The sequence below is a fragment of the Bacteroides sp. AM23-12 genome, assembly GCF_003434395.1.
Classification (GTDB): Bacteria; Bacteroidota; Bacteroidia; order Bacteroidales; family Bacteroidaceae; genus Bacteroides; species Bacteroides thetaiotaomicron.
The window spans coordinates 246,872-271,871 of the sequence record NZ_QTLF01000005.1; the positions used below are offsets into that span (position 1 = coordinate 246,872).

At 41.7% G+C, this 25,000-nt stretch carries 23 protein-coding genes; 6 read left to right on the forward strand and 17 right to left on the reverse strand.

All coding sequences use genetic code 11. The features are described 5' to 3' along the window. Positions 1-24 precede the first annotated feature (24 nt). A complete protein-coding gene (trmD, locus tag DW640_RS07505) occupies positions 25-702 on the forward strand; it encodes a tRNA (guanosine(37)-N1)-methyltransferase TrmD (protein ID WP_008761559.1) in 678 nt (225 codons plus the stop codon). Between the two features lie 216 nt (positions 703-918). Here the strand turns inward: trmD and DW640_RS07510 are convergent, their stop codons facing one another. From DW640_RS07510 to DW640_RS07530, 5 genes are all read right to left on the reverse strand, one after another. After that, positions 919-1,830 (reverse strand): dihydroorotate dehydrogenase, encoded by a 912-nt coding sequence (locus tag DW640_RS07510; protein WP_055217889.1) that lies wholly within the window; start codon positions 1,828-1,830, stop codon positions 919-921. Further along, positions 1,818-2,594, reverse strand: a complete 777-nt coding sequence (locus DW640_RS07515; protein WP_008761558.1) for a dihydroorotate dehydrogenase electron transfer subunit — start codon at positions 2,592-2,594, stop codon at positions 1,818-1,820. The genes DW640_RS07510 and DW640_RS07515 overlap by 13 nt, the downstream gene beginning before the upstream one ends. Positions 2,595-2,669: 75 nt before the next feature. Next, complete coding sequence (locus DW640_RS07520) at positions 2,670-3,140, reverse strand: helix-turn-helix domain-containing protein (RefSeq protein ID WP_032813412.1); 471 nt, start codon at positions 3,138-3,140, stop codon at positions 2,670-2,672. Positions 3,141-4,368: 1,228 nt separating this feature from the next. Continuing rightward, positions 4,369-5,388, reverse strand: coding sequence for a DNA polymerase III subunit delta (holA, locus tag DW640_RS07525; RefSeq protein ID WP_016267563.1), 1,020 nt, complete (start codon positions 5,386-5,388; stop codon positions 4,369-4,371). 25 nt (positions 5,389-5,413) lie between these two features. Beyond that, the gene (locus DW640_RS07530) at positions 5,414-6,190 is read right to left on the reverse strand and encodes an AMP nucleosidase (RefSeq protein WP_008761555.1); all 777 of its coding nucleotides are present in this window, start codon (positions 6,188-6,190) and stop codon (positions 5,414-5,416) included. Between the two features lie 63 nt (positions 6,191-6,253). On the opposite strand from DW640_RS07530, the gene DW640_RS07535 reads away from it, so the two are divergent. Then, positions 6,254-6,703: a type I restriction enzyme HsdR N-terminal domain-containing protein gene (locus DW640_RS07535; RefSeq protein ID WP_008761554.1), complete on the forward strand. Its 450-nt coding sequence runs from the start codon at positions 6,254-6,256 to the stop codon at positions 6,701-6,703. 123 nt (positions 6,704-6,826) lie between these two features. Here DW640_RS07535 and DW640_RS07540 read toward each other — a convergent pair whose 3' ends face one another. The 5 genes from DW640_RS07540 to DW640_RS07560 all read right to left on the reverse strand — a co-directional run bounded on the left by DW640_RS07540 (position 6,827) and on the right by DW640_RS07560 (position 14,664). Next, the gene (locus DW640_RS07540) at positions 6,827-9,973 is read right to left on the reverse strand and encodes an efflux RND transporter permease subunit (RefSeq protein WP_061474265.1); all 3,147 of its coding nucleotides are present in this window, start codon (positions 9,971-9,973) and stop codon (positions 6,827-6,829) included. An 82-nt stretch (positions 9,974-10,055) separates the two neighbouring features. Next, entirely contained in the window at positions 10,056-11,165 is a 1,110-nt protein-coding gene (locus DW640_RS07545; RefSeq protein ID WP_008761552.1) for an efflux RND transporter periplasmic adaptor subunit, read from the reverse strand. 33 nt (positions 11,166-11,198) lie between these two features. Then, the gene (locus tag DW640_RS07550) at positions 11,199-12,596 is read right to left on the reverse strand and encodes an efflux transporter outer membrane subunit (protein WP_008765715.1); all 1,398 of its coding nucleotides are present in this window, start codon (positions 12,594-12,596) and stop codon (positions 11,199-11,201) included. 137 nt (positions 12,597-12,733) lie between these two features. After that, positions 12,734-13,564, reverse strand: coding sequence for a zinc ribbon domain-containing protein (locus DW640_RS07555; protein WP_008761550.1), 831 nt, complete (start codon positions 13,562-13,564; stop codon positions 12,734-12,736). A 5-nt stretch (positions 13,565-13,569) separates the two neighbouring features. Further along, on the reverse strand, positions 13,570-14,664 hold the full coding sequence (locus DW640_RS07560) for a Nif3-like dinuclear metal center hexameric protein (RefSeq protein ID WP_048697464.1): 1,095 nt from the start codon (positions 14,662-14,664) through the stop codon (positions 13,570-13,572). 106 nt (positions 14,665-14,770) lie between these two features. Between DW640_RS07560 and DW640_RS07565 the strand changes: the two genes are divergently transcribed. Further along, positions 14,771-15,187, forward strand: coding sequence for a DUF4891 domain-containing protein (locus DW640_RS07565; protein ID WP_117577732.1), 417 nt, complete (start codon positions 14,771-14,773; stop codon positions 15,185-15,187). 34 nt (positions 15,188-15,221) lie between these two features. Here the strand turns inward: DW640_RS07565 and DW640_RS07570 are convergent, their stop codons facing one another. From DW640_RS07570 to DW640_RS07580, 3 genes are read right to left on the reverse strand one after another with little or no spacing between them, the layout of a single operon-like run. After that, on the reverse strand, positions 15,222-15,500 hold the full coding sequence (locus DW640_RS07570; RefSeq protein ID WP_008761548.1) for a hypothetical protein: 279 nt from the start codon (positions 15,498-15,500) through the stop codon (positions 15,222-15,224). Then, positions 15,497-16,291 (reverse strand): ABC transporter permease, encoded by a 795-nt coding sequence (locus DW640_RS07575; RefSeq protein WP_008761547.1) that lies wholly within the window; start codon positions 16,289-16,291, stop codon positions 15,497-15,499. The genes DW640_RS07570 and DW640_RS07575 overlap by 4 nt, the downstream gene beginning before the upstream one ends. 34 nt (positions 16,292-16,325) lie before the next feature. Further along, positions 16,326-16,946 (reverse strand): ATP-binding cassette domain-containing protein, encoded by a 621-nt coding sequence (locus tag DW640_RS07580; protein ID WP_008761546.1) that lies wholly within the window; start codon positions 16,944-16,946, stop codon positions 16,326-16,328. A gap of 86 nt (positions 16,947-17,032) precedes the next feature. On the opposite strand from DW640_RS07580, the gene DW640_RS07585 reads away from it, so the two are divergent. The 3 genes from DW640_RS07585 (at position 17,033) to DW640_RS07595 (ending at position 19,682) form a co-directional block, all read left to right on the forward strand. After that, positions 17,033-17,575: a ferredoxin domain-containing protein gene (locus tag DW640_RS07585; RefSeq protein ID WP_022472026.1), complete on the forward strand. Its 543-nt coding sequence runs from the start codon at positions 17,033-17,035 to the stop codon at positions 17,573-17,575. A gap of 70 nt (positions 17,576-17,645) precedes the next feature. Then, positions 17,646-18,761: an agmatine deiminase family protein gene (locus DW640_RS07590; protein WP_117577734.1), complete on the forward strand. Its 1,116-nt coding sequence runs from the start codon at positions 17,646-17,648 to the stop codon at positions 18,759-18,761. A gap of 36 nt (positions 18,762-18,797) precedes the next feature. Next, positions 18,798-19,682 carry a carbon-nitrogen hydrolase gene (locus DW640_RS07595; protein WP_117577736.1) on the forward strand — a complete coding sequence of 295 codons (885 nt, stop codon included), beginning with the start codon at positions 18,798-18,800 and terminating at the stop codon, positions 19,680-19,682. A 101-nt stretch (positions 19,683-19,783) separates the two neighbouring features. Here DW640_RS07595 and DW640_RS07600 read toward each other — a convergent pair whose 3' ends face one another. The 4 genes from DW640_RS07600 to DW640_RS07615 all read right to left on the reverse strand — a co-directional run bounded on the left by DW640_RS07600 (position 19,784) and on the right by DW640_RS07615 (position 24,975). Further along, positions 19,784-20,173 (reverse strand): GtrA family protein, encoded by a 390-nt coding sequence (locus tag DW640_RS07600; RefSeq protein WP_117577738.1) that lies wholly within the window; start codon positions 20,171-20,173, stop codon positions 19,784-19,786. Next, positions 20,170-22,107 (reverse strand): LTA synthase family protein, encoded by a 1,938-nt coding sequence (locus tag DW640_RS07605; protein ID WP_199610267.1) that lies wholly within the window; start codon positions 22,105-22,107, stop codon positions 20,170-20,172. The genes DW640_RS07600 and DW640_RS07605 overlap by 4 nt, the downstream gene beginning before the upstream one ends. Before the next feature lie 3 nt (positions 22,108-22,110). Beyond that, positions 22,111-23,874 (reverse strand): aspartate--tRNA ligase, encoded by a 1,764-nt coding sequence (gene aspS, locus DW640_RS07610; protein WP_008765710.1) that lies wholly within the window; start codon positions 23,872-23,874, stop codon positions 22,111-22,113. A 75-nt stretch (positions 23,875-23,949) separates the two neighbouring features. Continuing rightward, complete coding sequence (locus DW640_RS07615) at positions 23,950-24,975, reverse strand: diacylglycerol kinase family protein (protein WP_008761539.1); 1,026 nt, start codon at positions 24,973-24,975, stop codon at positions 23,950-23,952. Positions 24,976-25,000 lie beyond the last annotated feature (25 nt).

Below are 25,000 nucleotides of genomic sequence, written 5' to 3' on the forward strand. Positions count from 1 at the left end.
CTTTTGCGAAAAATTATAAAGATTATGCGTATTGACATTATAACAGTTTTACCCGAGATGATTGAAGGCTTCTTCAATTGTTCCATCATGAAACGAGCTCAGGATAAGGGACTTGCAGAAATACATATCCACAATCTGCGCGATTATACCGAAGACAAATATCGTCGTGTCGATGATTATCCTTTTGGCGGATTCGCCGGCATGGTCATGAAGATAGAGCCTATCGAACGCTGCATTAACGCTCTGAAGGCTGAACGCGACTATGATGAAGTGATTTTTACGACCCCCGACGGAGAACAGTTCAATCAGCCAATGGCCAACAGCCTTTCTTTGGCCCAAAACCTGATTATCCTTTGCGGACATTTCAAAGGTATTGATTATCGTATCCGTGAACACCTGATCACCAAAGAAATCAGTATCGGAGATTATGTGCTGACAGGAGGCGAACTGGCAGCAGCAGTCATGGCGGACGCAATTGTCCGTATCATCCCCGGAGTGATTTCAGATGAACAGTCGGCACTTTCTGATTCTTTTCAGGATAATCTGTTGGCGGCACCTGTATATACTCGTCCTGCCGACTATAAAGGCTGGAAAGTACCCGATATTTTGTTATCCGGGCATGAAGCAAAAATAAAAGAATGGGAGCTACAGCAATCTTTAGAACGAACCAAAAAACTTCGCCCTGACTTACTGGAAGACTAAAAATATATGTAAATAAAAACGACGGTGAAAAATATGAGAATTTTCACCGTCGTTTTTATTTATGTTCTATAAGAAAGACAAATCTGTTATTTTACTCTTCGCACTGGGAATCTCTTTTCATCTATCATTCCGGTACTGATTTTATTCAGTATACTTAAAAAGTAAAATAGCATTTTTCTTTCGTATTATATGCGAAGGGTTATTGTATGTTTTCAATTATACCTCAAGCGCACCAATAATTTCTTTTACTGACTTACATCCGTGTCTTTCCAAGTAATTATTTATACCATCTTCAACTTTGATTGTAACAGCCGGATCTATAAAATTTGCCGTACCAATCTGGATCGCAGAAGCACCGGCAAGCATGAACTCAACAGCATCTTTCCAGTTCATAATACCTCCCAAGCCTATGACAGGAATATTTACCGCCTTTGCAACTTGCCAAACCATACGCAAGGCAATCGGTTTCACAGCAGCACCGGACATTCCTCCTGTCACAGTTGACAGAATAGGACGTTTACGTTCCGCATCAATAGCCATTCCCAGCAATGTATTGATTAATGATACACTATCCGCACCACTTTCTTCTGCTGCACGGGCAATTTCTGTGATATCAGTAACGTTCGGAGAGAGTTTAACTATAAGTGTCTTTTTGTAAGCTGCACGTACCGCTTTTACTACTTCAGAAGCACCTTTTGCTGACACACCAAAAGCCATACCTCCTTGCTTTACATTAGGGCACGAGATATTTAGTTCTATAGCAGGAATTTTGTCAAGTTCATTAATGATCTCTGCAGTTTTCACATAATCCTCAATAGCAGACCCCGACACGTTTACAATCATATTCGTTTGAATGTCTCTTATACGAGGATATATCTGTTCCACAAAGTAGTCAACTCCCTTATTTTGCAGTCCTACAGCGTTTAACATACCGGAAGGAGTCTCTGCCATACGAGGATATGGGTTACCTTCACGTTTGTGAAGAGTAGTTCCTTTTACAATAATACCGCCTATTCGCGCTATATCAATGAAATCCGAGAACTCTTCACCATATCCAAATGTACCAGATGCAGTCATCACCGGGTTCTTCATCTGCAATTCACCAATGTTTACACTTAAATCTGCCATAGTAGTTTATTTATATTAAAAACAGGACCTTCTTTACATACACACAAATGTCCTTCTGTCGTATTTTCCACACAACAGAGACATGCTCCAATTCCACAAGCCATTGTATTTTCCAAAGAAACTTCACATTCTATCTGATTACTTTTGGCATATTTTGCCACAGCCATCATCATCGGTTTAGGACCACAAGTATAAATCTGCTCAAAATGTACCTGATTTAATATAGAATGCTGGGTGACGTATCCTTTTTCTCCGTGACTTCCGTCTTCTGTAGTAGTATATACCTCTCCATATTTAACAAATTCTTCCAGCTGCAACAAGTCTTTATTGCTACGAGCCCCTAAAAGGAAGGTAGGTTTATGACCATTTTTCGCCAATTGTTCACCTAAATATAACATAGGGGCTGTTCCGACACCTCCGCCCACAAGCAAAAGCTTATCAGAAGGCTTTTGAGGCATTGTATAGCCATTCCCCAAAGGAAGTACTACGTTGATCACATCGCCCGAATTTACTTCTGCTAAACGTCTTGTTCCGTCTCCAATCAACTGAATAAGGAACCACACTTCGTTTTGTCGCTTGTCTACAAAATTAATAGAAATAGGACGGCGTAAAAATGTAGTAGATGAACCGTCCACCCGAAGTTCGGCAAACTGCCCCGGCAACATCTCGGGCAGCAATGACTGAGAAGTCAATTTCAGCAATACATAGTTTGCATTCAATCTGATATTCTCAGTAACTGTCAGATCTAAAATAAATTTCTTCATGTATGGATATAAAAGTATAAATTCGTATTCCGGTGCAAAGATACAGGAATTTGCTCAAACCACCGATTTTACCTCTCATTTTTCAGGTCGAAAGGTTTCATAAGTATTATCATCAAAGAATATTCTTATTTCAGTGATTTTTCTGGCAGGCTTTTCTATGTACCTAATCTCCTGTTTTACAATCTCTTTAGGTGCATTTTCGGCTGTTCTTAATGCCATTTCCTTGCGATTTTCCGGATTAATCGTCTCTTTGGACGGATTTACAGGATTCTCATCAAACAAAGAAGGCTGATAATCTCCATTGGAAGAAACTGCAGAAGCATCTTCTGCAGATGCTATCATTTCGCCTTTACCATAAAGCAACCATTCAAGATTTACATAATTATAGGTCTGATGTACCTTCATTACAACCTCCAAGCTTGGTTTATTCCGATCATTCAAAATATGCGAGAGAGTAGATTGCTGGACTCCAATTGTCTCAGCAAAAACTCTTGGAGGAACTTTTTCTCTCTCCATTATCATTCTAATTCTGTCTTTTATCTCCATACAGCTTCTTTCTTGTTACAATTGTATGTATTAAACGTTGGTTTCACAAAAATACTAATAACCACTACGGATATACAAAGGTAAATATTACAAATCACAAATGCAAATTACAAGTACAAAAATAACAATATTACAAATGTGTGATTATTATCACAATTAGACTAATATGTTTGTAAAACACAAAATAAAGCATAAATTACAATGATATTTTAGATTTAACAAAACAATATATTATATTGATTTACAACATTATATATACAGATAATAAATAAGTAAATACAATATTCACAAAAATATGCTTCACTCAAACAGTAATTTTAGAGCTATAATTCAATATTAGAGTATATTTATATGGTATACAATGACATAACATATAAAAAACAAATTGTTAACCACTCTCCTATTACATTTATAAACTGTATATTACTACTGTAAAACAATCAGTATACTTTTGTGATTCAGTCAGCTTGATCACATTTGTAATCTATTCACAGATATAAACTTCACAAACAAACAGGCATGATTACACAAACGTAAATATCAATAGTTGCAAAAACAATAAATCAAGGAATAAAATGCATTATTTACTTATGTATATTGAGAACTCTTCAAATCTTCTTTTACATTTTCTTCTGAAGTACCTCGCAAATCGTAAATCCTTGCCATATTTCCGCACATTCAGTCGATCAATTGTTTTTTTTCAATTCTAGAAGCTCTAAAATTGAATTAAACACCTGTATTATAATAAATTACACCTATTTCATCAATACCCAAATTAAGATCAACTAGAAAAATAACAGCAAAATATCCCAATTATCCCACAAATTATCAAAATGACATTTTATCAATTCAGGAAAAGAAAGATGATCCTTCCAATTTATGCAAAACCATTTATGCTAATATGATTTGCCATTCTATATTTATAGTCTGAATTAAATCAGATTTTTTCAATTTTGAAAATGAATATAACATAACCTCAAAAACTAGAAAAGAGAGAAATTACCAAAATTGAACTTAAAGAAGAGAAGCAAAAGATCTTCAAATTCCTTTCCATTCATAAAAGTCAGGAAAAAGAGAACAACAGATCCATTGTAAAATATTCGTCTATAAAAGAAGATTTGGTTATGAGTCTGACACAACTAATTTGCAGTATATAAAGAAGGCATATACTTAATCTGTTTTACAGTAAAAGTATATGCCTTTTGTTTATTTAGAGTATTCAGTTTTCCTAATGCAAAATTTTAAACACTAATTCACGAAGAATATCTCCGTCAGACATTGAACTATTTTTCACTCCTTTTGATTTTGCATCGGCATATCGTATTTCACCAACAATCTGCATTGTCTTTACTCCACTATATTTGCGCATCGCAATTGAGTAATCCCGAGCTTGCCAAGTAGTTCTTAGCCCTAGCATATTAGCAATACCCTGCTCCGATTTATCAGGCGCATAATATGCTAACATCAAGTTTGAATAAAAGCTGAACAATAAAGACAATGTCATTTGAATTGGATTCGTTTTGGGATTTTCCTCAAAGTATTTTATTATTTTATTTGCTTTCAGAATGTCTTTTTCAACCAGAGCACTCCGCAATTCAAAGTTATTATAATCTTTGCTTATGCCTATGTTCTTCTCAATTTGTTCGGGAGTTACACGTTTCTGTCCCGTAGGCAAAGTGATAATCAGCTTTTCTAATTCACCTGTCAAACGACTTAAATCCGAGCCGACAAAATCAGCCAGCATAGCTGTTGCCTTAGGTTCCATATCTATTCCTTTTCTCTTCATGTAGGAAGCAATAAAGGCCGGAAGCTGGGCATCTTTTATCTTCTTAGACTCGAACAAAACACCAGTCTTTTCTACTTCAGCTGCCAACTTTTTCCTACGATCCAATGTTCCATGCTTATGGCATATCACCAAAATAGTGGAATGAAGCGGTTTCTGAAGATAGTACGATAATTCTTCGATGTTCCGGACCGCTTGCGCTTCTTTGACTACCACCACTTGGTGTTCGGACATCATAGGATAGCGTTTGGCAGCATTTATGATTGTCGCTACATCCACATCAGCACCGTACACTACAGTCAGGTTGAACTCTTTTTCCGTTTCGTTCAAGACATTATCAGTAATGTAATCGGCAATCAAATCGATATAATACGATTCTTCTCCCATCAAATAGTAGATGGGACGATACTGCTTTGCCCTCAGTTCTTTGAGGATGTCATCACAGGTCAGCTCTTGTTTTGCCATATATATTTTTTAGAAAGACCGGCAGTTACCAGTCGAATTTCAAGTGTTTTACAGTTTTCTTTGCATCAATAATCATACGCAGAGAAGCGATACCAATCTCAACATGCTCTTCTACATAGTTCTTGGTAACCAGATTATCGCTTTTATCAGTTTTCACTCCATCCGGAGTCATAGGCTGGTCAGATACCAATAACAATGCTCCTGTCGGAATATGATTGGCAAAGCCACAGCTGAACAAAGTGGCCGTTTCCATATCAACCGCCATCGCACGTGTCTTTTTCAGATACTCCTTGAATGCTTCGTCATGCTCCCAAATACGGCGATTGGTGGTATAGACAGTACCCGTCCAATAATCACGGCCATAGTCACGAATGGACGAAGAAACAGCACGCTGCAACATAAATGCAGGCAAAGCGGGAACTTCAGGTGGAAAATAATCATTGGATGTTCCTTCACCACGAATAGCGGCAATAGGAAGGATTAAATCGCCAATTTGATTTTTCTTGTCGATACCACCACATTTACCTAAAAATAAGCAGGCTTTCGGATGAATAGCTCCTAATAAATCCATGATAATAGCGGCATTAGGGCTTCCCATACCGAAATTGATCATTGTAATGCCTTCGGCTGTAGCGGAAATCATATTGGCATCTCTACCCAAAATAGGAACATCAAACTGATTTGCGAAAATCTCTACGTACTTGTTGAAGTTAGTCAACAGAATATACTCTCCAAAATCTTCCAGGTTACGTTTTGTGTAACGGGGCAGCCAATTAGCTACGATTTCTTCTTTCGTTTTCATAATTATCTATTAAATTTGTGGTTCCAATAATGGAAACCGTTATTTAACTTACAAAAATAATAAATGTTATCGTTAAACCTACCAGTATTCGACACTAAAATAAACGTACGAAACGGAAAAAATGTAATTTTCGACGTGATTCGCAAACGATATGTCGCACTTACCCCGGAAGAATGGGTACGGCAACACTTTGTTCACTTTCTTATTGCGCACAAAGGATATCCGAACGCACTCCTTGCTAACGAAGTAATGGTTAAGCTGAACGGCACAACTAAAAGATGTGATACAGTACTTTACCGGAGAGACCTTTCAGCACGAATGATCGTAGAATACAAAGCTCCGCACATCGAGATCACACAAGCGGTATTCGATCAGATAACCCGCTATAATATGGTATTGAAAGTTGACTATCTGATAGTAAGTAATGGAATGCAGCATTATTGTTGCCGGATGGATTACGCCCATCAGAGCTATACCTTTCTTCAGGATATTCCCGATTATAACGCGCTATAAAGATAGTGTCACTATAAGGTCAGGATACTTACACTATACCACACACATAGTGTAAGTATCCCAAGCACATAGTGACACCATCTTTTTCTTGTCTCCGAAAGCTTTTCAATCGATATTCTTTTTTTACATATCTGTGTTTTTTTTCACATCATCATTTTTCTTCCTGCTAAACTTCTCTTGCAGTTTCTGCATCAATTCATAGAAATTAGGAATATAGACTGTCGCTAATAAAGTATTCATCGCCATACCGAAAACAACCGCAGTACCCAACGCTATACGGCTCTGCGCACCAGCCCCGGTAGCAAACAGCAAAGGCATTACTCCCAATACAAAAGCAAAAGAAGTCATCAAGATCGGACGTAAGCGGACATGTCCTGCTTCGTATGCAGCCTCACGAATTGAGTTTCCTTCAGCACGGAAATCACGGGCAAACTCTACAATCAGAATACCATTCTTTGCCGAAAGTGCAACAAGCAGGATAATACCAATTTGTGTATATACGCTGACCGGAGTTCCCATTATCATACATCCTATCATTGCTCCCAACAAGGCCACCGGCAAACCTATCACGGCAGCCACCGGACTGGTCCAGCTTTCATATTGCGCAGCCAAAACAAGGAATGCTACAATCAAGGCCATGACCAGAACAATGGTGGTCGTATTTCCCGCCTGTGTTTCCTGATAGGCAACTGACGTCCATTCATAGCCAAATTCATCTCCCAGCTGTTCTTTAAACAAAGTTTCCATTTCTTGAATAGCCTGTCCGGAACTGCTTCCGGGCGCTACATTACAAGTCAAGGCAGCTGTTGAATACATATTGTAACGATTGATCTGATCCTGTCCCAACTGCTCTTCCACTTTGGTGAAAGAAGAAAGGGGGACCATCTCTCCTGCCGAATTAGCCACACTGAGTTTTAAGACATCATCAATGACGCGTTGTGCCTGATCACGCGCTTCGATCTTCACCTGATAAATATGACCGAATTCAACGAAATCATTAACGTATGCCGCCCCCATATAATAGCTTAATGTAGAAAATACATCATTCAGAGCAATGCCCATAAATTGCACCTTATCACGATCGATATTCAGAAAATATTGAGGGACATTTGCCTGATACTGACTGGATACAGAAGCTAAGGCCGGTTTGGAATGAGAAGAAGCAAGCAATGCGTCAATAGCCTGCTGCATTTCTGTCGGTCCCAGATTTCTCCGGTCTTCCAATTGAAGTTGCAAGCCACCGGAAGCACCCAATCCTGGAATAGCCGGAGGAACCATAGCAAATGCTTGTCCTGCCTGTATCTCCATATACGCTTCGCCATTAAAACGGTCGACAACGGCAGCAGCCGTATGCTCCTTCCCTTTCCTTTCGTCCCAGTTTTTCAGGACAACAAAATAGGTCGCGGAGTTACTTTGCTCACCTCCGCCCATCACGGAGAAACCAGTGATTCCAATGTAATTCTCCACTTCCGGATAAGAATCCAAAATAGCATTGATTTTATCCCCGACAGCTTGTGTACGTTCCAAGCTGGCTGCCGGAGGAAGCTGAACAACAGCAATAAAATAACCATCATCTTCATCCGGAATAAATGTCGACGGCCAACGCATAAAGAGTATTATGGCAATCACTGTCAGAATAGCAAAAGATACAAAAGAGATAAGCGGACGTTGAAGTAACCATTTCACCGTACTATCGTAGACTCCCTGTGTCTTATCATACGCTTTATTAAATCCTTTGTATATAAAGAAGTTAGACGGTTTGCTCTTTTCGAGGAATAGAGCACAAAGAGCAGGCGTCAGTGTCAGTGAGTTAAAACCGCTTAATACGGTAGAAGCAGCAATTGTCAGTGCAAACTGCTTATACAACTGCCCCGAAATACCGCTGATCATCATCGTCGGAATAAACACGGCAAGCAAAACAAGCACCACTCCGACAATCGGCCCCGTAATTTCCCCCATAGCTTTTGTGACTGCTTCACGAGTTGAATATTGTCCGGTCTCCAGCAATCTTGAAGCATTCTCAACCACCACAATAGCATCATCCACTACAATGGCAACTGCCAGAATCAATCCGAACAGAGTCAGCGTATTGATCGAAAAACCAAATGCCGCCATAACTGCCAATGTACCGATCAGCGATACAGGAATTGTGATACAAGGAATAATAACCGCTCTCCAGTTCTGCAAAAACAGGAAAATAACCAGTACTACCAGCAGCGTTGTCTCAAAAAATGTCACCATTACTTCATCAATAGAAGCATGAATTACATCCGTTGTATCCAAAGTTACGTTATAGGCTACTCCTGTAGGAAAACTGGTCGCCAGTTCCTCCATCTTAGCCTTCACTCCTTTTGAAACGTCCAGCGAATTGGAGCCCGGCTGTTGATAGATAGCAATCGCTGCGGTAGGCATCCCCTTCAATCGTGATACTACACTATAAGAAGCAGACCCCAAATCTATTCGCGCAATATCTTTCAGGCGAAGCATTGCCCCATCCTGTTCCCGACGAATGATAATATTCCCGAATTGCTCCGGAGAAGTAAGTCGCCCCTGTACATTAAGTGTATATTGAAAGGCATTTTTATTGTCCTGTCCGATCGGTTGACCGATATAGCCGGCGGACACTTCCATATTCTGAGACTGAATGGACTGATATACTTGTGCCGGAGAAATGTTCCGGATACGCATAGCTTCAGGATCCAGCCAGATACGCATGGAATAATCACCTGCTCCCATGACATTAACAGCTCCTACGCCAGGCACACGTGATAACTGATCGACCAAATTCAATTTGGCATAGTTAGTCAGATAGAGACTGTTGTATACAGAGTCTTTCGAAGTCATTGTCAGGAACATGACAATGTTCGAAGACTGTTTCTGCACAGTCACCCCCTGTACCACTACCGGTTCCGGCAAGGATGATTGAGCAACACTTACCCTGTTTTGGACTTGTACAGTAGCCATATCGATATCTGTACCGACGGCAAATGTAATTGTCAAAGAATATGCTCCCGAAGAGGAAGAATTTGAAGACATATAGAGCATACCGTCCACCCCATTCACCTGCTGTTCGATGGGGAGTCCTACCGTTTGGGCTACAGTTTCAGCATTCGCACCGGGATAGACAGCCGATACCTGAACCGTCGGAGGTGTAATCTCCGGAAATTGCGCCACAGGCAATATATTAAGTGCGACCAAACCGGCTACCACAATGAGCAGGGCAAGTACGGTAGCAAAAATTGGTCGGTTAATGAAAAACTTAGAAAACATAATATATAAGTTTACGATTAATATTTATATAAGGACAAACAGTTACCTGCATCGTCTGAAGATAACCAACAAGCCGACCGCATCAGGGTATCGGCTTTATCTTCATTCCATCTCTGACCTTCATCAGAGCTTCTGTAACATATCGTTCCTGTGGTGAGAGTCCTCCCAACACCTGCCGTAAGGTATCATTAATCAGTTGTCCTATTTCAATATGCCGATAGTGTACTATGTCCGAATCATTGACGGCATACAGGAATTTACCGAGCTGATCGGTTCCGATGGAAGCCTCTTTCACAAGAATTGCATGATCGGCCTCTCCATAAGGTAAGGTAATGCTGACGTACAATCCACTCTTCAGTACTCCCTGCGGATTATCAAAATTGGCACGTACCATCAGAGTTCCTGTATTCAGGTCTACGTTCGGTGACAGATAATCCAGTGTTGCCGGATAGGATTCGGTACCTTCTTTCCCCAGCTGAACCATGATCTTTTTCGGAAGATCCTTCGTTGGCTGCTGATTGTTCATCGACATCTCCAGCCATTGATTATCAGCAACATTAAAATACGCATACATCTGATCGTCCTTATAAATAGTAGCCAGCGTAACCGGCTGCAAAGAACCGCCGACATAACTGCCGATATCCACTGTCGACTTGCTGATTGTCCCGTCAAAAGGGGCACGAACATAACAATATCCTAAATTTGTACGCGCTGTACTCAAAGCAGCTTCCGCATTGCTGACAGCTGCTACTCCTTCTGTCACAGACGATTCCGACTGCAACACCTGTATCTGACTCACAGCATCACTTTTCACAGCCTCCTTCATACGGCTATAATTATTACGGGCATATTCCAATTGTGCCTGAGCAGTTTTCAGTTCAGCTTCCGCTTGTGCCACCTTATCATTATATAAGGTAGGTTCTATTACAAACAGCAACTGCCCTTTTTTTACCCGTCCGCCCGGTGCGTAAGAGACAGACTGTAATGTTCCGTTCACTCTGGCCACAAGATTTACAGTTTTCTCCGTTGTCAGATAGCCCGGATAATCTTTCGTCAAAGTGATGTCCTTCACTATAGGTTTCGCTACGCTAATTGCCAGAGTCGGCATTCCCTTCATTGCTCCGGCGTCTTTTTTCTCCTTGCAACCAGTCAATACCGACAACACAAGAAAAATATACATTAGTTTTTTCATATCCGTTAGGTTATATTTTATTTATAGATTCTTTTATTCTCTCCAACCGCCTCCCAGCGCTTTATAAAGACTTATCAGTTGCAGTAACGAGCTACCCTGCGCCTGTACCAGTTGATTCTCATAAGATAACAAAGACCGTTGTGCATCAAGCACATTCTGAAAAGGAGAAAGCCCTTGTTTATAAAGTTCCAGTGAAAGTTTCAGAGTTTCGACACCTTGATTACGCACTTCCCTCAAAGCTACAATCTGCTTGATCGAGTTCCGGTAGGAGTTCATGGCGTTATCCGTTTCCTGTACCGCAGTCAGAACTGTCTGATTAAATTGATTGATAGATTCATCCAACTGTGCCTTAGCCAGTCTTGTTGCATTCACTAATTGTCCTCCACTAAAAATAGTCCAACTCAATGACGGAGCAATCTCATAGGTCATACTTTTACTTTTCACCAGATCATTCAAATCACGGGCTGCATAGCCAAACGAACCTTTCAGAAAGATCTTCGGCAGCCAATCGGACTTGGAAGCGCCAAGTAATGCAGCTTGGGCATTCACACTTCTCTCCGCACTTCGTACATCCGGTCTTCTCAGTAATAAATCAACCGGCATACCTACTCCGATCGGTTCCATATAATCAGGTAATGTTCCAGTAGTTTCCAATACAGGACGTATTTCTTGCGGATACATACCCAGCAAAACAGCCAGTGTCGTAATATATTGATTGATACCTGCCTCTAATTGTGGTATAGAGGCTTTAGTACTGTATAAAACGGATTTGGCCTGTGCCACATCCAGCTTGGCAACAAGTCCGGTATTATACCGTACTTCCGTGATTTTCAAAACTTCTTCCTGAGAAGCTACATTCTTATTTACCACTTCAAGTTCCTGCTGCAATTCCCGCAGGTTAATATAAGCTGAGGCTACCTCTGATGCCAGAGAAACCATAACCGCCGCATATTCCTCTTTGCTGGCGGCAAAGTTTTCTTTCTGCGCCTTTACCCGTTTACGGATACTGCCGAAGACATCGATTTCCCAACTCATACTGAGTGCAGCATCGTAATAATGATCTGTAGACTGAGGTAAGGTACTGGTATTTCCACTGGTTTCCTGTCGGGTCCATCCAGCATTCAGTCCGATAGATGGAAAGAAATTTCCACGTTCTGCCCAAAGATTGGCACGTGCAGCAGCTATACGATTAATTGCCATCGCTACGGAATAATTGCGATCTACTGCCAAAGCAATCAAAGAGTCCAGTCTGGTGTCCTGAAAAGACTTCCACCAGTGGTCGTCCACCGGAAGAGTCTGTTGAAACACTTCTCCACTCTCTTCCCATTCTTTAGGAAGAGGAGTATTCAAATAGCGGTTCACTGTCTGTCCAACCGCAGTTACAGTTGAAAGAAACAAAAGGAGCGATACGCTCCACGCTCGTACATTCATATTCGGTTCAGGTTTTTATGAAATGAAAAGATAACAATTCAAGGTTAGGTTTGTTTAAAGGGGTAGTAAAGTTAGAAGAAATAAAAAAAGCCCCGCAATAATGCGAGGCTTTCGAATACATATTCAAATATGGTACCTTATTCAGCAGTTTTTCTTCTGATTGCTCTTTTGGTAGTAGTAGCCGGAGCTTCCTCTACTTTATGCTCAATTTGTACACCAGCCAATTCCGGGTCGATCATAATACGTCCGCAATATTCGCAAACGATCACTTTCTTACGGGAACGGATGTCCAACTGTCTCTGAGGCGGAATCTTGTTAAAGCAACCACCGCACGCGTCACGTTGTACATATACAACGCCCAATCCATTGCGGGAGTTCTTACGGATACGTTTGAATGACTGCAACAAACGCGGTTCAATCTTAGTTTCCAGATCTTTGGCTTTATCTCTTAGCTTCTCTTCTTCCTGTTTAGTTTCAGAGATAATTTCATCCAGTTCGCCCTTCTTCTGTTCGAGGTCTTTTTGTCTTTCGCTGAGTATTTGTTCATTCTTTACTACTTCAGCTTCTTTTTCTTCTCTGTCCGCACTGAATTCTTTGATTCTTTTTTCGCAAAGTTCGATTTCCAGGCTCTGGAATTCAATTTCCTTCGTCAAGAAATCATATTCACGGTTGTTGCGGACGTTGTCTTGTTGTGACTTATATTTTTCTACTGAAGCTTTTGCCGTTTCAATTTCTACTCTCTTACCTGCAATAGCAGATTTCAGTTCATCCACTTCAGCTTTGATCTTGTCGATACGGGTACTCAAACCAGCGATTTCATCTTCAAGGTCCTGCACTTCCAATGGAAGTTCACCTCTCAATGTCTTGATTTCATCAATCTTAGACAACATAGTTTGCAGCTGGAACAGTGTTTTCAACTTCTGTTCCACCGTCAACTCATTCGGATCTTTTTTTGCTTCTCTAGCCATTTTACTTACAAATATTTTATGGGATTCGTATTTATTTTACTCAATTGGAGCGCAAAATTAGGAAATAAATCCCGGATTATGGAATAAAAAATTTCTTTTGTATATTGTTCGCTTTCGTAATGACCGATTTCTGCCATCAGGATATCTCCTTCGTGACCAAAATAATCATGATACTTAATCTCACCTGTAATAAAAACATCGGCTCCCGACCGGATTGCCTGTGGAAGCAAAAATGCTCCGGCACCTCCGCACAATGCCACTGTCTGTATTTCTCTCCCTGTCAGTTTGTTATGACGCAGACACTCTACTTCAAACGTTTTCTTTATACGTTTCAAGAATTCCATCTCCGTTTCCGGCTCTTCCAGTTCGCCAACGATTCCCGATCCTGCCTGTGCCCACTCATTTTGTAGCGGATACAAGTCGAATGCAGGTTCCTCATAAGGATGAACAGACAATAGTGCCCTGACTACTTCCGACTTTTTGAATGCAGGAAGAATTGTTTCAATTCTCACCTCTCCTTCCCGGTGGAGTTCTCCAATCACTCCACAGAAAGGATGTGTTCCTTCTTTGGCACGGAATGTCCCTTCCCCTTCCAGATTGTAACTACATGAATCATAGTTACCAATATTACCGCAACCGGCAGCAAAAAGTGCGTTCCTTACAATATCCGCCTGAGCAATGGGGACAAAAGTCACCAGCTTCATCAGGCTATTTTCTTTTGGTTCAAGCACTTTCAGATGTTTCAATCCGATTTTTTCGGCTATCTTATAATTTACCCCTCCCTGTGCATTATCAAGATTAGTGTGTGCTGAATAGATCACAATATCATTTTTTATTGCTTTCAGCATACAGCGTTCCACATAATCTTTGCCAGTAATGGATTTATAACCTTTAAATATCAAAGGATGATGCGATATGACGAGGTTATACCCCAACGCGATAGCTTCATCTAAGATAGCTTCAGTAACGTCAAGACACAACAAAGCCCCTGTTGCTTCCGCATCTGTCAATCCGATTTGCAGGCCGGCATTATCAAAACCGTCTTGCAATGGCAGAGGCGCGAATCGTTCAAGGGCGCTTACTATTTCCTTAATTTTCATTATTTAGAGAAAATTTGGTTGCAAATATAGCAAATAAAATAGGAATAAGCTCCCATCTTATCGTTTTTTTAGTAAATTTGTCGCATATCCTTAAAATTAGAACACGATGAAAACAATTCTATCCTGCTGTTTAGTAATTATTCTGGCTGTTTCCTGCCAAATGAAACAGAATCAGAATTCCGATGAGTCAATCAATGAAAACATGAGCGTTGATAATACAGAAACTTGTATGGTAGATACCGTAAAAGCTACAGCTATCTTTTGGATAGATAAAGCAGAAGCCAAACATTGCAAAGATTCGGGGCTCCGTACGATTAAAGCGAAAGTATTTATTCACGAAAATGGAAAGGTTGACTTCCTGTCTTTCACCAAAAAGCAATCATCAGGTGTGGAAAAGTACATACTCCATCATCTTGATAAATTCCAAATTTCAAAACGAATGTTGGAAGGCGGGTATATACAAACAGGAGAACAATTCGTTCAGCTTCGCTGTATGAGGGAGAAACTGCAAGCTATGCAATAACTCACCGGATCTCTTTCCTGAATGGAAGAAATATTTATTTGTGAAACTTCATCTGCACCTTATTCTTTAGTGCATACCGTTCATCTACCACTTTGTCTGTAGGAAAGAAAGTGAAAAAAAGACGCCACCCTCCTTCTGTATAGACAAATTTGCGTCCGTTTGCGCCATGAAGAATAGCTTGATATTTTTCCAAAACGAAAGATTCGATATGTTCCGGCATTTCATTTCCCATTACCGAGAACTCTACAGTAATGAAAAAATTCGGAACAGACAGTTCCGCCACATTTTGGAATATCCGGTCAGTAACAGTCATTTCTTCGTTTCTTTCGTTACTTCCAATAACTTCCCGTATGCATCAAATGATCTTCGGGAAGCCAGTGAAATAGTAATCATCAGTGACAGCATGGAAGCCGTGAAGGTAATAACCATAATCATCATCTGATATTTGATTGCCACATTCGGACTGCTTCCTCCCAAAATTTGTCCGATCATCGTACCCGGCAGAGCCACCAATCCCATCACTGCAATATTCGCAATCAAAGGACTGAATGACTTGATGATGGCCTGTTTTATAAATGGTGCCTGAGCTTCCTGGCGTGTAGCTCCATTTCCTAATAAATAACGGTATAATTGTTGTTCCCGCTTCAGTCCGCTATAATAAGTATTCAATGCAATCACATTACTTGAAAGCATATTCCCCATTAAAATGCCGAATATTGGAATAAAATACTGAGCACTGAAAATGTTATCTAACTGGAGGACAACACCGATAAAGTACAATCCAACCACTACTACACTGCACAAAAAACCTATAGAAATCGGTATCAGCAAGATGCTCCGTTTCAGTTGAGTACGTACCAACGCTGTTTGTCCGGCAACAAATATCATGATAATCACCCAAAGGAAATTAATCCAGGGATTATTCCACAAGAAAAGATACTTCAGATATATACCGATAAAAAATAGCTGGATAATCATTCGAAGCGTACCTATCACGGCAGGTTTCAGCAAACCCGTCTTGAACTTCCAAAGATAAAAGAACGGAATGGCAAGCAATAGCAAGCCAATAAATAAATTATAATATGAAATATCGATGGTTCCCAAAATAAATTCCCTTTATGCTAGTATTAAATATCGTTTATAGTTCTATTAAATAATGACAGCCCGAAGCAAAGTCTTTATCATGTGATACAGCTAACACAGCCGCCCCTTTCTCTGCCTGCCGCCTGAAGAAAGCCAGCACTTTGTCTGTTGACCCGGCATCCAACGCTGATGTCGGTTCATCAATAATGATCAAAGGTTTGTTGAGCATCGCAGCCACTGCCAGCATGATACGCTGACGTTGTCCGCCTGAGACTTCATTCACCCTTTTAGTATACAAATCATGTTCCAGCCCCAGATCATCAAAATATTCATAGAGCCTTTCTTCCGAAAAAGGAACGGAACGATTTACTTTCAGATCAAACGGAAGAGCCACCATTTCCTTTACCCATTCAAAAGGCAAGGCCAGTTCTTGTGGAATCCATGCAATTTGCCGCCGGATTATATCTATAGTTGATTTATCCAACAAGGTATCTCCTACTTTTATGGTCCCCTCCTTTAACGGCACAAAGCCCATCACCGCATTTAGCAATGAGGTCTTTCCACAGCCGGACTGCCCTACAATACAGGCGGTTTTCCCCCTCTCCAGATTCAGATTTAATCCGGAAAAAAGTACTTCTGTCCCAAAAGCGATACAAGCATTGTTGATATGTAGCATGGCGTTTTCAATTCTTTCTTTCCGGCAAAGGTAGTATTTTCTTGAAAAACGTTATCTTTGCCTCACTAATTAATTCGAGAAAAGTTATGATACTGAACGAAAGAGATGCCCGTCATGAGCATATATTACAGGTAGCACGCCAAATGATGACCGCCGCACGCACTGCTCCGAAAGGAAAAGGGATTGATATCATTGAAGTGGCCTTGATTACCGATGAAGATATTAAACTGTTGTCGGACAAAATGATAGCTATGGTAGAAGAACACGGAATGAAGTTTTTCCTTCGGGATGCCGACAACATCTTGAGTGCCGAATGTGTTGTATTGATAGGAACACGCGAACAGGCACAAGGTTTGAATTGCGGACATTGCGGATTTGCGACATGTGCCGGACGCACGGAAGACGTCCCCTGTGCATTGAACAGTATTGACGTTGGCATCGCCATCGGCTCCGCTTGTGCCACAGCAGCCGATATGCGTGTAGATACCCGTGTCATGTTCTCTGCCGGATTGGCAGCACAACGCCTCAATTGGCTGAAAAACTGCAAAATGGTTATGGCTATTCCGGTGAGCGCCTCTTCAAAGAATCCATTCTTTGACCGGAAGCCGAAACAGGAAACCAAAGCATAAGGTATGTGTCAAAAGACTGGTACCTGCTCATTTTATAAACTGATTTTATAACTAAATATAATATAATCTGATGGGAATCATGGTTGGACTTCCCAGCCCCAGTGGCTCGGAAAAAGATTTGCAATTGAACTTTGGAAAGAATATGACTGTACAGGTAGAAATGAGAGCTCCTCACCTGCCTGCCGAATGGGATCTGCAAAGCGGCATACAGTTGACATGGCCGCATGCCGGTACAGATTGGGCATATATGCTGAAAGAAGTACAAGAATGTTTTGTCAACATAGCCAAAGAAATAGCCAAACGTGAGTTATTATTAATCGTGACTCCCGAGCCCGAAGAAGTAAAGAAACAGATAGTGGCTACCGTAAACATGGACAATGTCCGCTTTCTGAAATGTGAGACAAACGACACATGGGCACGCGACCACGGAGCTATCACCATGATAGATACCGGCAACCCTTCCCTGCTCGACTTCACATTCAACGGCTGGGGATTGAAGTTCGCCTCCGAACTGGATAATCTGATTACCGGACAGGCTGTAAAAGCCGGAGCGCTGAAAGGCCAGTATATAGACTGTCTTGACTTCGTTCTCGAAGGAGGTTCCATCGAAAGCGACGGTATGGGAACACTGCTTACTACCACCGAATGCCTGCTCTCCCCCCACCGGAACGGGAAACTGAATCAAGTAGAGATAGAAGAATATCTCAAATCAACTTTCCACCTGCAGAAAGTCCTCTGGCTGGATCACGGTTATCTGGCCGGCGATGATACCGACAGTCATATCGACACCTTGGCACGCTTCTGTTCCACCGACACCATTGCCTACGTGAAATGCGACAATACCGAAGACGAACATTATGAAGCACTGCATGCCATGGAGGAACAATTAAAAACATTCCGCACATTGGCAGGAGAGCCCTATCGCCTGCTGGCTTTGCCAATGGCAGACAAGATAGAAGAAGACGGTGAACGACTGCCTGCTACCTATGCCAACTTTCTGATTATGAATGATGCAATTCTTTACCCCACCTATCAACAGCCGGATAATGACCAGAAAGCGGGAGAAGTATTACAACAAGCATTCCCTAAACATCAGGTCATCGGTATTGATTGCCGGGCATTGATCAAGCAACACGGTTCTCTGCATTGCGTCACCATGCAGTATCCGTCAGGTGTTATCCAATAACGGACATTTCAGTAGTATATTAAATAATTATTCATCATGAGAAAGATAAAAGTAGGATTAATCCAACAATCCAATACCGCAGATATTCGGGTCAACCTGATGAACCTCGCTAAAAGCATTGAAGCCTGTGCTGCTCACGGAGCACAACTGATCGTGCTGCAGGAGTTGCACAATTCACTTTATTTCTGCCAGACAGAAAATACGAATCTGTTTGACCTTGCTGAGCCTATCCCAGGACCATCTACAGGTTTCTACTCCGAACTGGCAGCGGCTAATAAGGTAGTGCTTGTTGCTTCACTCTTTGAAAAACGCGCACCGGGCCTATATCATAACACAGCTGTCGTTTTCGACTGCGACGGAAGTATTGCCGGAAAATATCGGAAAATGCACATTCCCGATGATCCTGCCTATTACGAAAAGTTTTATTTCACCCCCGGAGATATCGGTTTCGAACCGATTCAGACATCCTTAGGCAAACTGGGAGTACTGGTATGCTGGGATCAATGGTACCCGGAAGCTGCCCGTCTGATGGCACTAAAAGGGGCTGAACTTCTAATTTATCCTACCGCCATCGGCTGGGAAAGTAGCGATACGGACGATGAAAAAGCCCGTCAGCTCAATGCGTGGATAATCTCCCAACGTGCTCATGCAGTGGCAAACGGTCTTCCGGTTATCTCTGTCAACCGTGTAGGGCACGAGCCCGACCCTTCCGGTCAAACGAACGGCATACAGTTTTGGGGAAATAGTTTCGTAGCCGGACCGCAAGGAGAGTTTTTGGCACAGGCAAGCAACGATCATCCTGAAAACATGGTAGTTGAAATAGACATGGAACGTTCGGAGAACGTCCGCCGCTGGTGGCCCTTTCTCCGTGACCGTCGAATTGATGAATATGACGGACTCACCAAACGTTTTTTGGATTAGCGAGCAGAATCACAATTAATCACCGATAGAAATAATACAAGAGGTCCACAAGAGAAAAGCCTGAATAGCAACTCTTGTGGACCCCCGTATTATATCCTTTTTTATTGGAAAGTAATCTTCTTATTAGCAATAAAGTTGGCAGCTCCGTAAATAAACAATCCAAGGAACTGGGCCAGATATTCATTAACATCCAGACCTTCTACCAACAAAATAAGGAATAAAAACTGCGCAGTGTAAGCAACCCCGAAAGCAGAACAGAAGAATAGTATCTGTTTCCAGACATTGTTCTTTCTTTTTTCTACGGGGAATATCCAATACTTACACCAGATAAAGTTATGAATCTGGGCTATAATATACGCAGTTACATTAGCCACCATATAGTCACCTTCGAATAACATTTCTCTCATCATCAGCCACACAACAAGGGCCATGATCAAAGCATTCATCGTTCCGATTACTATAAAGCGAAATATGCGCACTGATTCTTTCATTTCACAACAAGTTCGTCGTTATTCATTCGTATCATGTACTGCTGAATGATTGCTTTCAGTTCATCTTCCATCGACTGTTGCACATCAATCTGACCCAGAAGATTATGTTCCAGCAACTTATCCGTTTTAAACGCATACATGGCTACGGCGTTCCGGCCATCAAACTGCAATAAATAGTCACCTTTAAAGAATTGATATATTCCATTGATATAATTTACGGCATACGTATCCTCAGCAGGCGTATTCAATAAGTCACACCCAAAGGAAACAAATGGTTTGTCATACCCTAAATACCCCAATACAGTAGGCATAATATCAATTTGTTGTGCTATCACATCTTTACGGAAACCTTTCAAATTACTTCCTGGCTGATAAAACACTACAGGAACAGAGAACAACCCGCTTTCCGTCTCATACTCCGGACGTTCCGGCGAGTTGGTATGATCTGCTGTAAATACGAACAGCGTATTTTTATACCACGGTTCTTTCGAAACCTTTTCAAAGAACAACTTCAAAGCATGATCCGTGTATCCGATGCACTGACGAATAGCTTTATTCCCTTTCGGAAAAACGCCTTCGTATTCTGCTGGAACTGCAAACGGATGGTGGGAAGAAAGGCTGAACAACGCAGCTGCAAAAGGCTGCTGAAAACCGGATAAAGTATTGCCAAAGAACTGGAAGAATTTCTCATCCCAAATTCCCCAATGCCCATCAAAATCCTTGTTACCCGGATTAGCCTCATTATATTCCGTACGACCAAAGTAATTGGTGTACCCTGCCGTACGTGCAAAAGCTTCAAATCCCATAGAGCCATTGTCCGCCCCGTGGAAGAAAGCGGTGTAATATCCTTTTTTGCCCAACTCCCCGCCTATACTGGATACCGTGTTCAAAGAAGATGGTGTCAGAAAGAACGGTTCTATAAACATCGGGATACCCGACAATACGGAAGGCATTCCGTCGATACTCTTCATACCATTAGAGAATGAATATTTAAAAGTCAGACCTTCAGTCATCAACGAATCAAGGAAAGGCATATATCCCTTATAGGTTCCATTGTCCAGTTCTTCATTCAGAAAGCCGCTATTCTCTTTGCTAAAGCTCTCCAGAATAAAAACAACCACATTCAACGGCCTGAATTGCACACTATCCGCAGGCATATGCACCGGCGTGTACAAAGCTTCCATCTCCTCTTTATCGAAATACTGAGGTATGGCAAATGAGGTCTTTCCAAACGTGCGGAAGATAGAAAAAGGGGTATTCAGTACGATCCCCGTCTCCATCGGCCGGTCTACATACTTATTGGCGTTGCTGATTGTGATTGGACGCACCATGCCGGTAAATCCGCCACGCATTCCGCCGATACACAAGTACACTCCAAGCCCCAAAGTAAGCAAATGAACCGTATAATAAACTGGCATACGCTCTACCTTTACCGGCTTCGGCTTACGATACAACTTAAATAAAGCATAACCAAAAGCAATGGCAAACAACGTCAGATACCAGTGATTCAATAATTCTGTCCCTATAATACCTCCCAGATTCCCTTCATTCTTAAATTCGCTGAATACGGACGCAGTCGTTCTTCGATGGGTATATTGGAAATAAACCGTATCCATCAGGTTCATAATAATGACAATCAGGTTGGTTGTCACAAAAATCCCCTTTGTAATCTTCTGATATATTACATTTTCCTTATAATGAAGCGGAATCAGCATTAGGAAAATATACAGAAGATTCGTATAAAGAATGGCAGAAGTATCAAAAAGGAATCCTCCCTCGAACATTCTCCAGATTCGTCCGGCTGAAAGATCGGAAAAAGCCTTCAAATTTTCTATCAGAAAGATGACACGACAGAGAATAAAGCACCCCATCACTAATAATAAATTAATTATGAGTGACAGGGTGGTATTATAAAGAGAACGATATTTGTTCATCGTTTACTTATTTTCTTTGATATCAACGATCAGGTTGAGTTCGTCAAGTTGAGTCTGATCAATTTCAGACGGTGCATCCAACATTACATCGCGCCCTGAGTTATTTTTGGGGAATGCGATACAGTCACGGATAGAATCCAGACCGGCGAAAAGAGACACCCAACGGTCAAGACCGTATGCCAAACCACCGTGAGGAGGTGCACCATACTTGAAGGCATTCATCAGGAAGCCAAACTGAGCCTGTGCCTTCTCCGGTGTGAAACCAAGGATTTCGAACATTCTGGCTTGCAACTGGGCATCGTGAATACGGATAGATCCTCCACCGACTTCCACGCCGTTGACAACCATATCATAAGCATCAGCACGCACAGCAGCCGGGTCAGTATCCAGCAATGGAATATCTTCTTCTTTCGGATGCGTGAACGGATGGTGCATAGCCATCAGACGGCCTTCTTCCTCACTCCATTCGAACATTGGGAAGTCAATCACCCAAAGGCAAACAAACTTATTCTTATCACGCAATCCCAATTGGGAACCCATTTCCAAACGGAGTTCACAAAGTTGCTTACGTGTTTTCATCACGTCGTCGCCGGAAAGAATCAGAATCAAATCACCCGGTTTAGCGCCAAATGCTTCCTTCATCTGTTGCAGCACTTCCTGTGTATAGAATTTGTCTACACTTGATTTCACCGTACCGTCTGCTTCTACACGAGCATACACCATACCTTTCGCACCAATCTGCGGTTTCTTGACGAATTCAGTCAAGGCATCGAGTTGTTTACGGGTATAAGTTGCAGCCCCTTCCGCACAGATACCGCCAACGTATGCGGCATTATCGAATACAGAGAAACCATGACCTTTCATGATGTCCATCAGTTCAACGAACTTCATGCCGAAACGCAAATCCGGTTTGTCGCTGCCATAATATTTCATGGCATCAGCCCAAGGCATACGCTGGAACGGTTCGGTCAGTTCAACACCCCGAAGAGTCTTGAACAGATGTTTGGCCATTCCTTCGAAAGTAGAAATGATGTCTTCCTGTTCTACGAAACTCATTTCACAGTCAATCTGTGTAAATTCCGGTTGACGGTCGGCACGCAAGTCTTCGTCACGGAAACATTTTGCAATCTGGAAATAACGGTCGAACCCGGAAACCATCAGTAACTGTTTCAGTGTCTGCGGAGATTGCGGAAGTGCATAGAATTGTCCCGGATTCATGCGTGAAGGTACCACGAAGTCACGTGCACCTTCCGGAGTAGAACCGATCAGTACAGGAGTTTCTACCTCTATAAAGCCCAGGCTATCAAGATACTTGCGTACTTCGATTGTCATCTTATGACGTAATTCCAAATTAGAGCGTACGGCATTACGACGCAAATCCAGATAACGGTATTTCATACGGATATCATCACCACCGTCCGTATTATCCTCAATTGTAAACGGAGGAGTCATGGCGGTGTTCAGAACGTTCAGTTCGGAAACGATAATTTCAATATCTCCGGTAGGGATGTTTGCATTCTTGCTGAAACGCTCATTCACTGTTCCTGTGATCTGAATCACGAATTCACGACCCAGTTTATTGGCACGGTCGCAAAGTTCAGCATTAATTTCTTCATTAAAAACCAACTGGGTAATACCGTAACGGTCGCGAAGGTCAATGAAAGTCATACCTCCCATTTTACGGCTGCGCTGTACCCATCCAGACAGCGTGATTTGTTTATTAACATCGGAGATTCTCAGTTCTCCACATGTGTGCGTTCTGAACATATTTTCTAATATTTATGATATTTTTCGTTAAGTAGCTTGCAAAAGTACACAATAAATCAGAAATCGGCATTTATTTCAGACTTTCTTTGTCAGCTTTTTCAATATTTTCTTGTTTTTGTCTGTTATATTGTCCACAATCGCCTCATTAATCAGTTTTATTCCGTTCACATATTCCTGTGCTCTTTGAAGAACGTTGGCTGCATCTTTTTCTTCTGTCTTCGGCACAACTACGCGTAATCCGCTTTTAATAAGTTCGATATTTACATCCGCCTCCGTCTCCATCGGGTCACCATCAAAATGCACGACTCCCGGCACAGCCCGTCGAATACACAACTTCTTACAACGGAATGTCTTGATCCGGCTGTTCTGATCAATAGTTTTATTAAATAACTGGAAAGCAAGAGAGGGTACATCCAAAACGGTAAAAGGCTCGAGGATGGTCACATCCAGCAAACCATCCGTCAATGTGGCTTGTGGAGCTATATATGCATTGTTTCCATATTGTGACGCATTTCCGCAGGCAATAAGGAAAGCTTTATACTTGCTGACTCCGTTTTCCGTTTCCAGTTCATATGTTTCGGGCTGATATTTAAGACTTTCCTGCAACGTCTTTTCGAGATAAGTCAATAGTCCGCGCTTTCCGGCATGAGCAAATTTCAAACTGACAAATGCATCAAACCCTACTCCACAGGTACAGAAAAAGTCCGTACCATTAATCTTACCATAATCTATGGTATCCAAGCATCCCTCATTGAGCACTTCCAGTGCCTTCTTAGGTTCCATAGGTATGTGCAGATGCCGCGCCAGTCCATTCCCCGATCCGCAGGGAATAATTCCCAATGCGGTATCAGTATGTACCAGCGAACGAGCTATTTCATTAATTGTTCCGTCCCCCCCGATAGCCACAACGACGTCAGCTTTCTCTTCCGCAGCTTTGGCAGCTATCTCTACTGCATGACCGGCTCTTTCCGTATACACTACTTCCCAAGTGTATCTCGCCTTATCAATTTTTTCATCCAGCAAGTTAAGAATCAATTCTTTACTTTGTGTTCCCGAAATAGGATTGACGACGAATATTATTCTTTTCATTCTTTCGTTCATGCTAATCTTTGTCAATTGTAGACGA

Excerpts from the sequence above, each read along its gene's own strand:
- DW640_RS07560 (WP_048697464.1), bottom strand. The coding sequence starts at position 14,664 with ATGAAAATTAAGGAAATAGTAAGCGCCCTTGAACGATTCGCGCCTCTG.
- DW640_RS07550 (WP_008765715.1), bottom strand. The coding sequence starts at position 12,596 with ATGAATGTACGAGCGTGGAGCGTATCGCTCCTTTTGTTTCTTTCAACT.
- DW640_RS07515 (WP_008761558.1), bottom strand. The coding sequence starts at position 2,594 with ATGAAGAAATTTATTTTAGATCTGACAGTTACTGAGAATATCAGATTG.
- DW640_RS07555 (WP_008761550.1), bottom strand. The coding sequence starts at position 13,564 with ATGGCTAGAGAAGCAAAAAAAGATCCGAATGAGTTGACGGTGGAACAG.
- DW640_RS07545 (WP_008761552.1), bottom strand. The coding sequence starts at position 11,165 with ATGAAAAAACTAATGTATATTTTTCTTGTGTTGTCGGTATTGACTGGT.
- DW640_RS07510 (WP_055217889.1), bottom strand. The coding sequence starts at position 1,830 with ATGGCAGATTTAAGTGTAAACATTGGTGAATTGCAGATGAAGAACCCG.
- DW640_RS07520 (WP_032813412.1), bottom strand. The coding sequence starts at position 3,140 with ATGGAGATAAAAGACAGAATTAGAATGATAATGGAGAGAGAAAAAGTT.
- DW640_RS07535 (WP_008761554.1), top strand. The coding sequence starts at position 6,254 with ATGTTATCGTTAAACCTACCAGTATTCGACACTAAAATAAACGTACGA.
- DW640_RS07540 (WP_061474265.1), bottom strand. The coding sequence starts at position 9,973 with ATGTTTTCTAAGTTTTTCATTAACCGACCAATTTTTGCTACCGTACTT.
- DW640_RS07605 (WP_199610267.1), bottom strand. The coding sequence starts at position 22,107 with ATGAACAAATATCGTTCTCTTTATAATACCACCCTGTCACTCATAATT.
- DW640_RS07565 (WP_117577732.1), top strand. The coding sequence starts at position 14,771 with ATGAAAACAATTCTATCCTGCTGTTTAGTAATTATTCTGGCTGTTTCC.
- DW640_RS07590 (WP_117577734.1), top strand. The coding sequence starts at position 17,646 with ATGGGAATCATGGTTGGACTTCCCAGCCCCAGTGGCTCGGAAAAAGAT.
- DW640_RS07530 (WP_008761555.1), bottom strand. The coding sequence starts at position 6,190 with ATGAAAACGAAAGAAGAAATCGTAGCTAATTGGCTGCCCCGTTACACA.
- DW640_RS07615 (WP_008761539.1), bottom strand. The coding sequence starts at position 24,975 with ATGAACGAAAGAATGAAAAGAATAATATTCGTCGTCAATCCTATTTCG.
- DW640_RS07585 (WP_022472026.1), top strand. The coding sequence starts at position 17,033 with ATGATACTGAACGAAAGAGATGCCCGTCATGAGCATATATTACAGGTA.
- DW640_RS07600 (WP_117577738.1), bottom strand. The coding sequence starts at position 20,173 with ATGAAAGAATCAGTGCGCATATTTCGCTTTATAGTAATCGGAACGATG.
- holA (WP_016267563.1), bottom strand. The coding sequence starts at position 5,388 with ATGGCAAAACAAGAGCTGACCTGTGATGACATCCTCAAAGAACTGAGG.
- aspS (WP_008765710.1), bottom strand. The coding sequence starts at position 23,874 with ATGTTCAGAACGCACACATGTGGAGAACTGAGAATCTCCGATGTTAAT.
- DW640_RS07595 (WP_117577736.1), top strand. The coding sequence starts at position 18,798 with ATGAGAAAGATAAAAGTAGGATTAATCCAACAATCCAATACCGCAGAT.
- DW640_RS07570 (WP_008761548.1), bottom strand. The coding sequence starts at position 15,500 with ATGACTGTTACTGACCGGATATTCCAAAATGTGGCGGAACTGTCTGTT.
- DW640_RS07580 (WP_008761546.1), bottom strand. The coding sequence starts at position 16,946 with ATGCTACATATCAACAATGCTTGTATCGCTTTTGGGACAGAAGTACTT.
- trmD (WP_008761559.1), top strand. The coding sequence starts at position 25 with ATGCGTATTGACATTATAACAGTTTTACCCGAGATGATTGAAGGCTTC.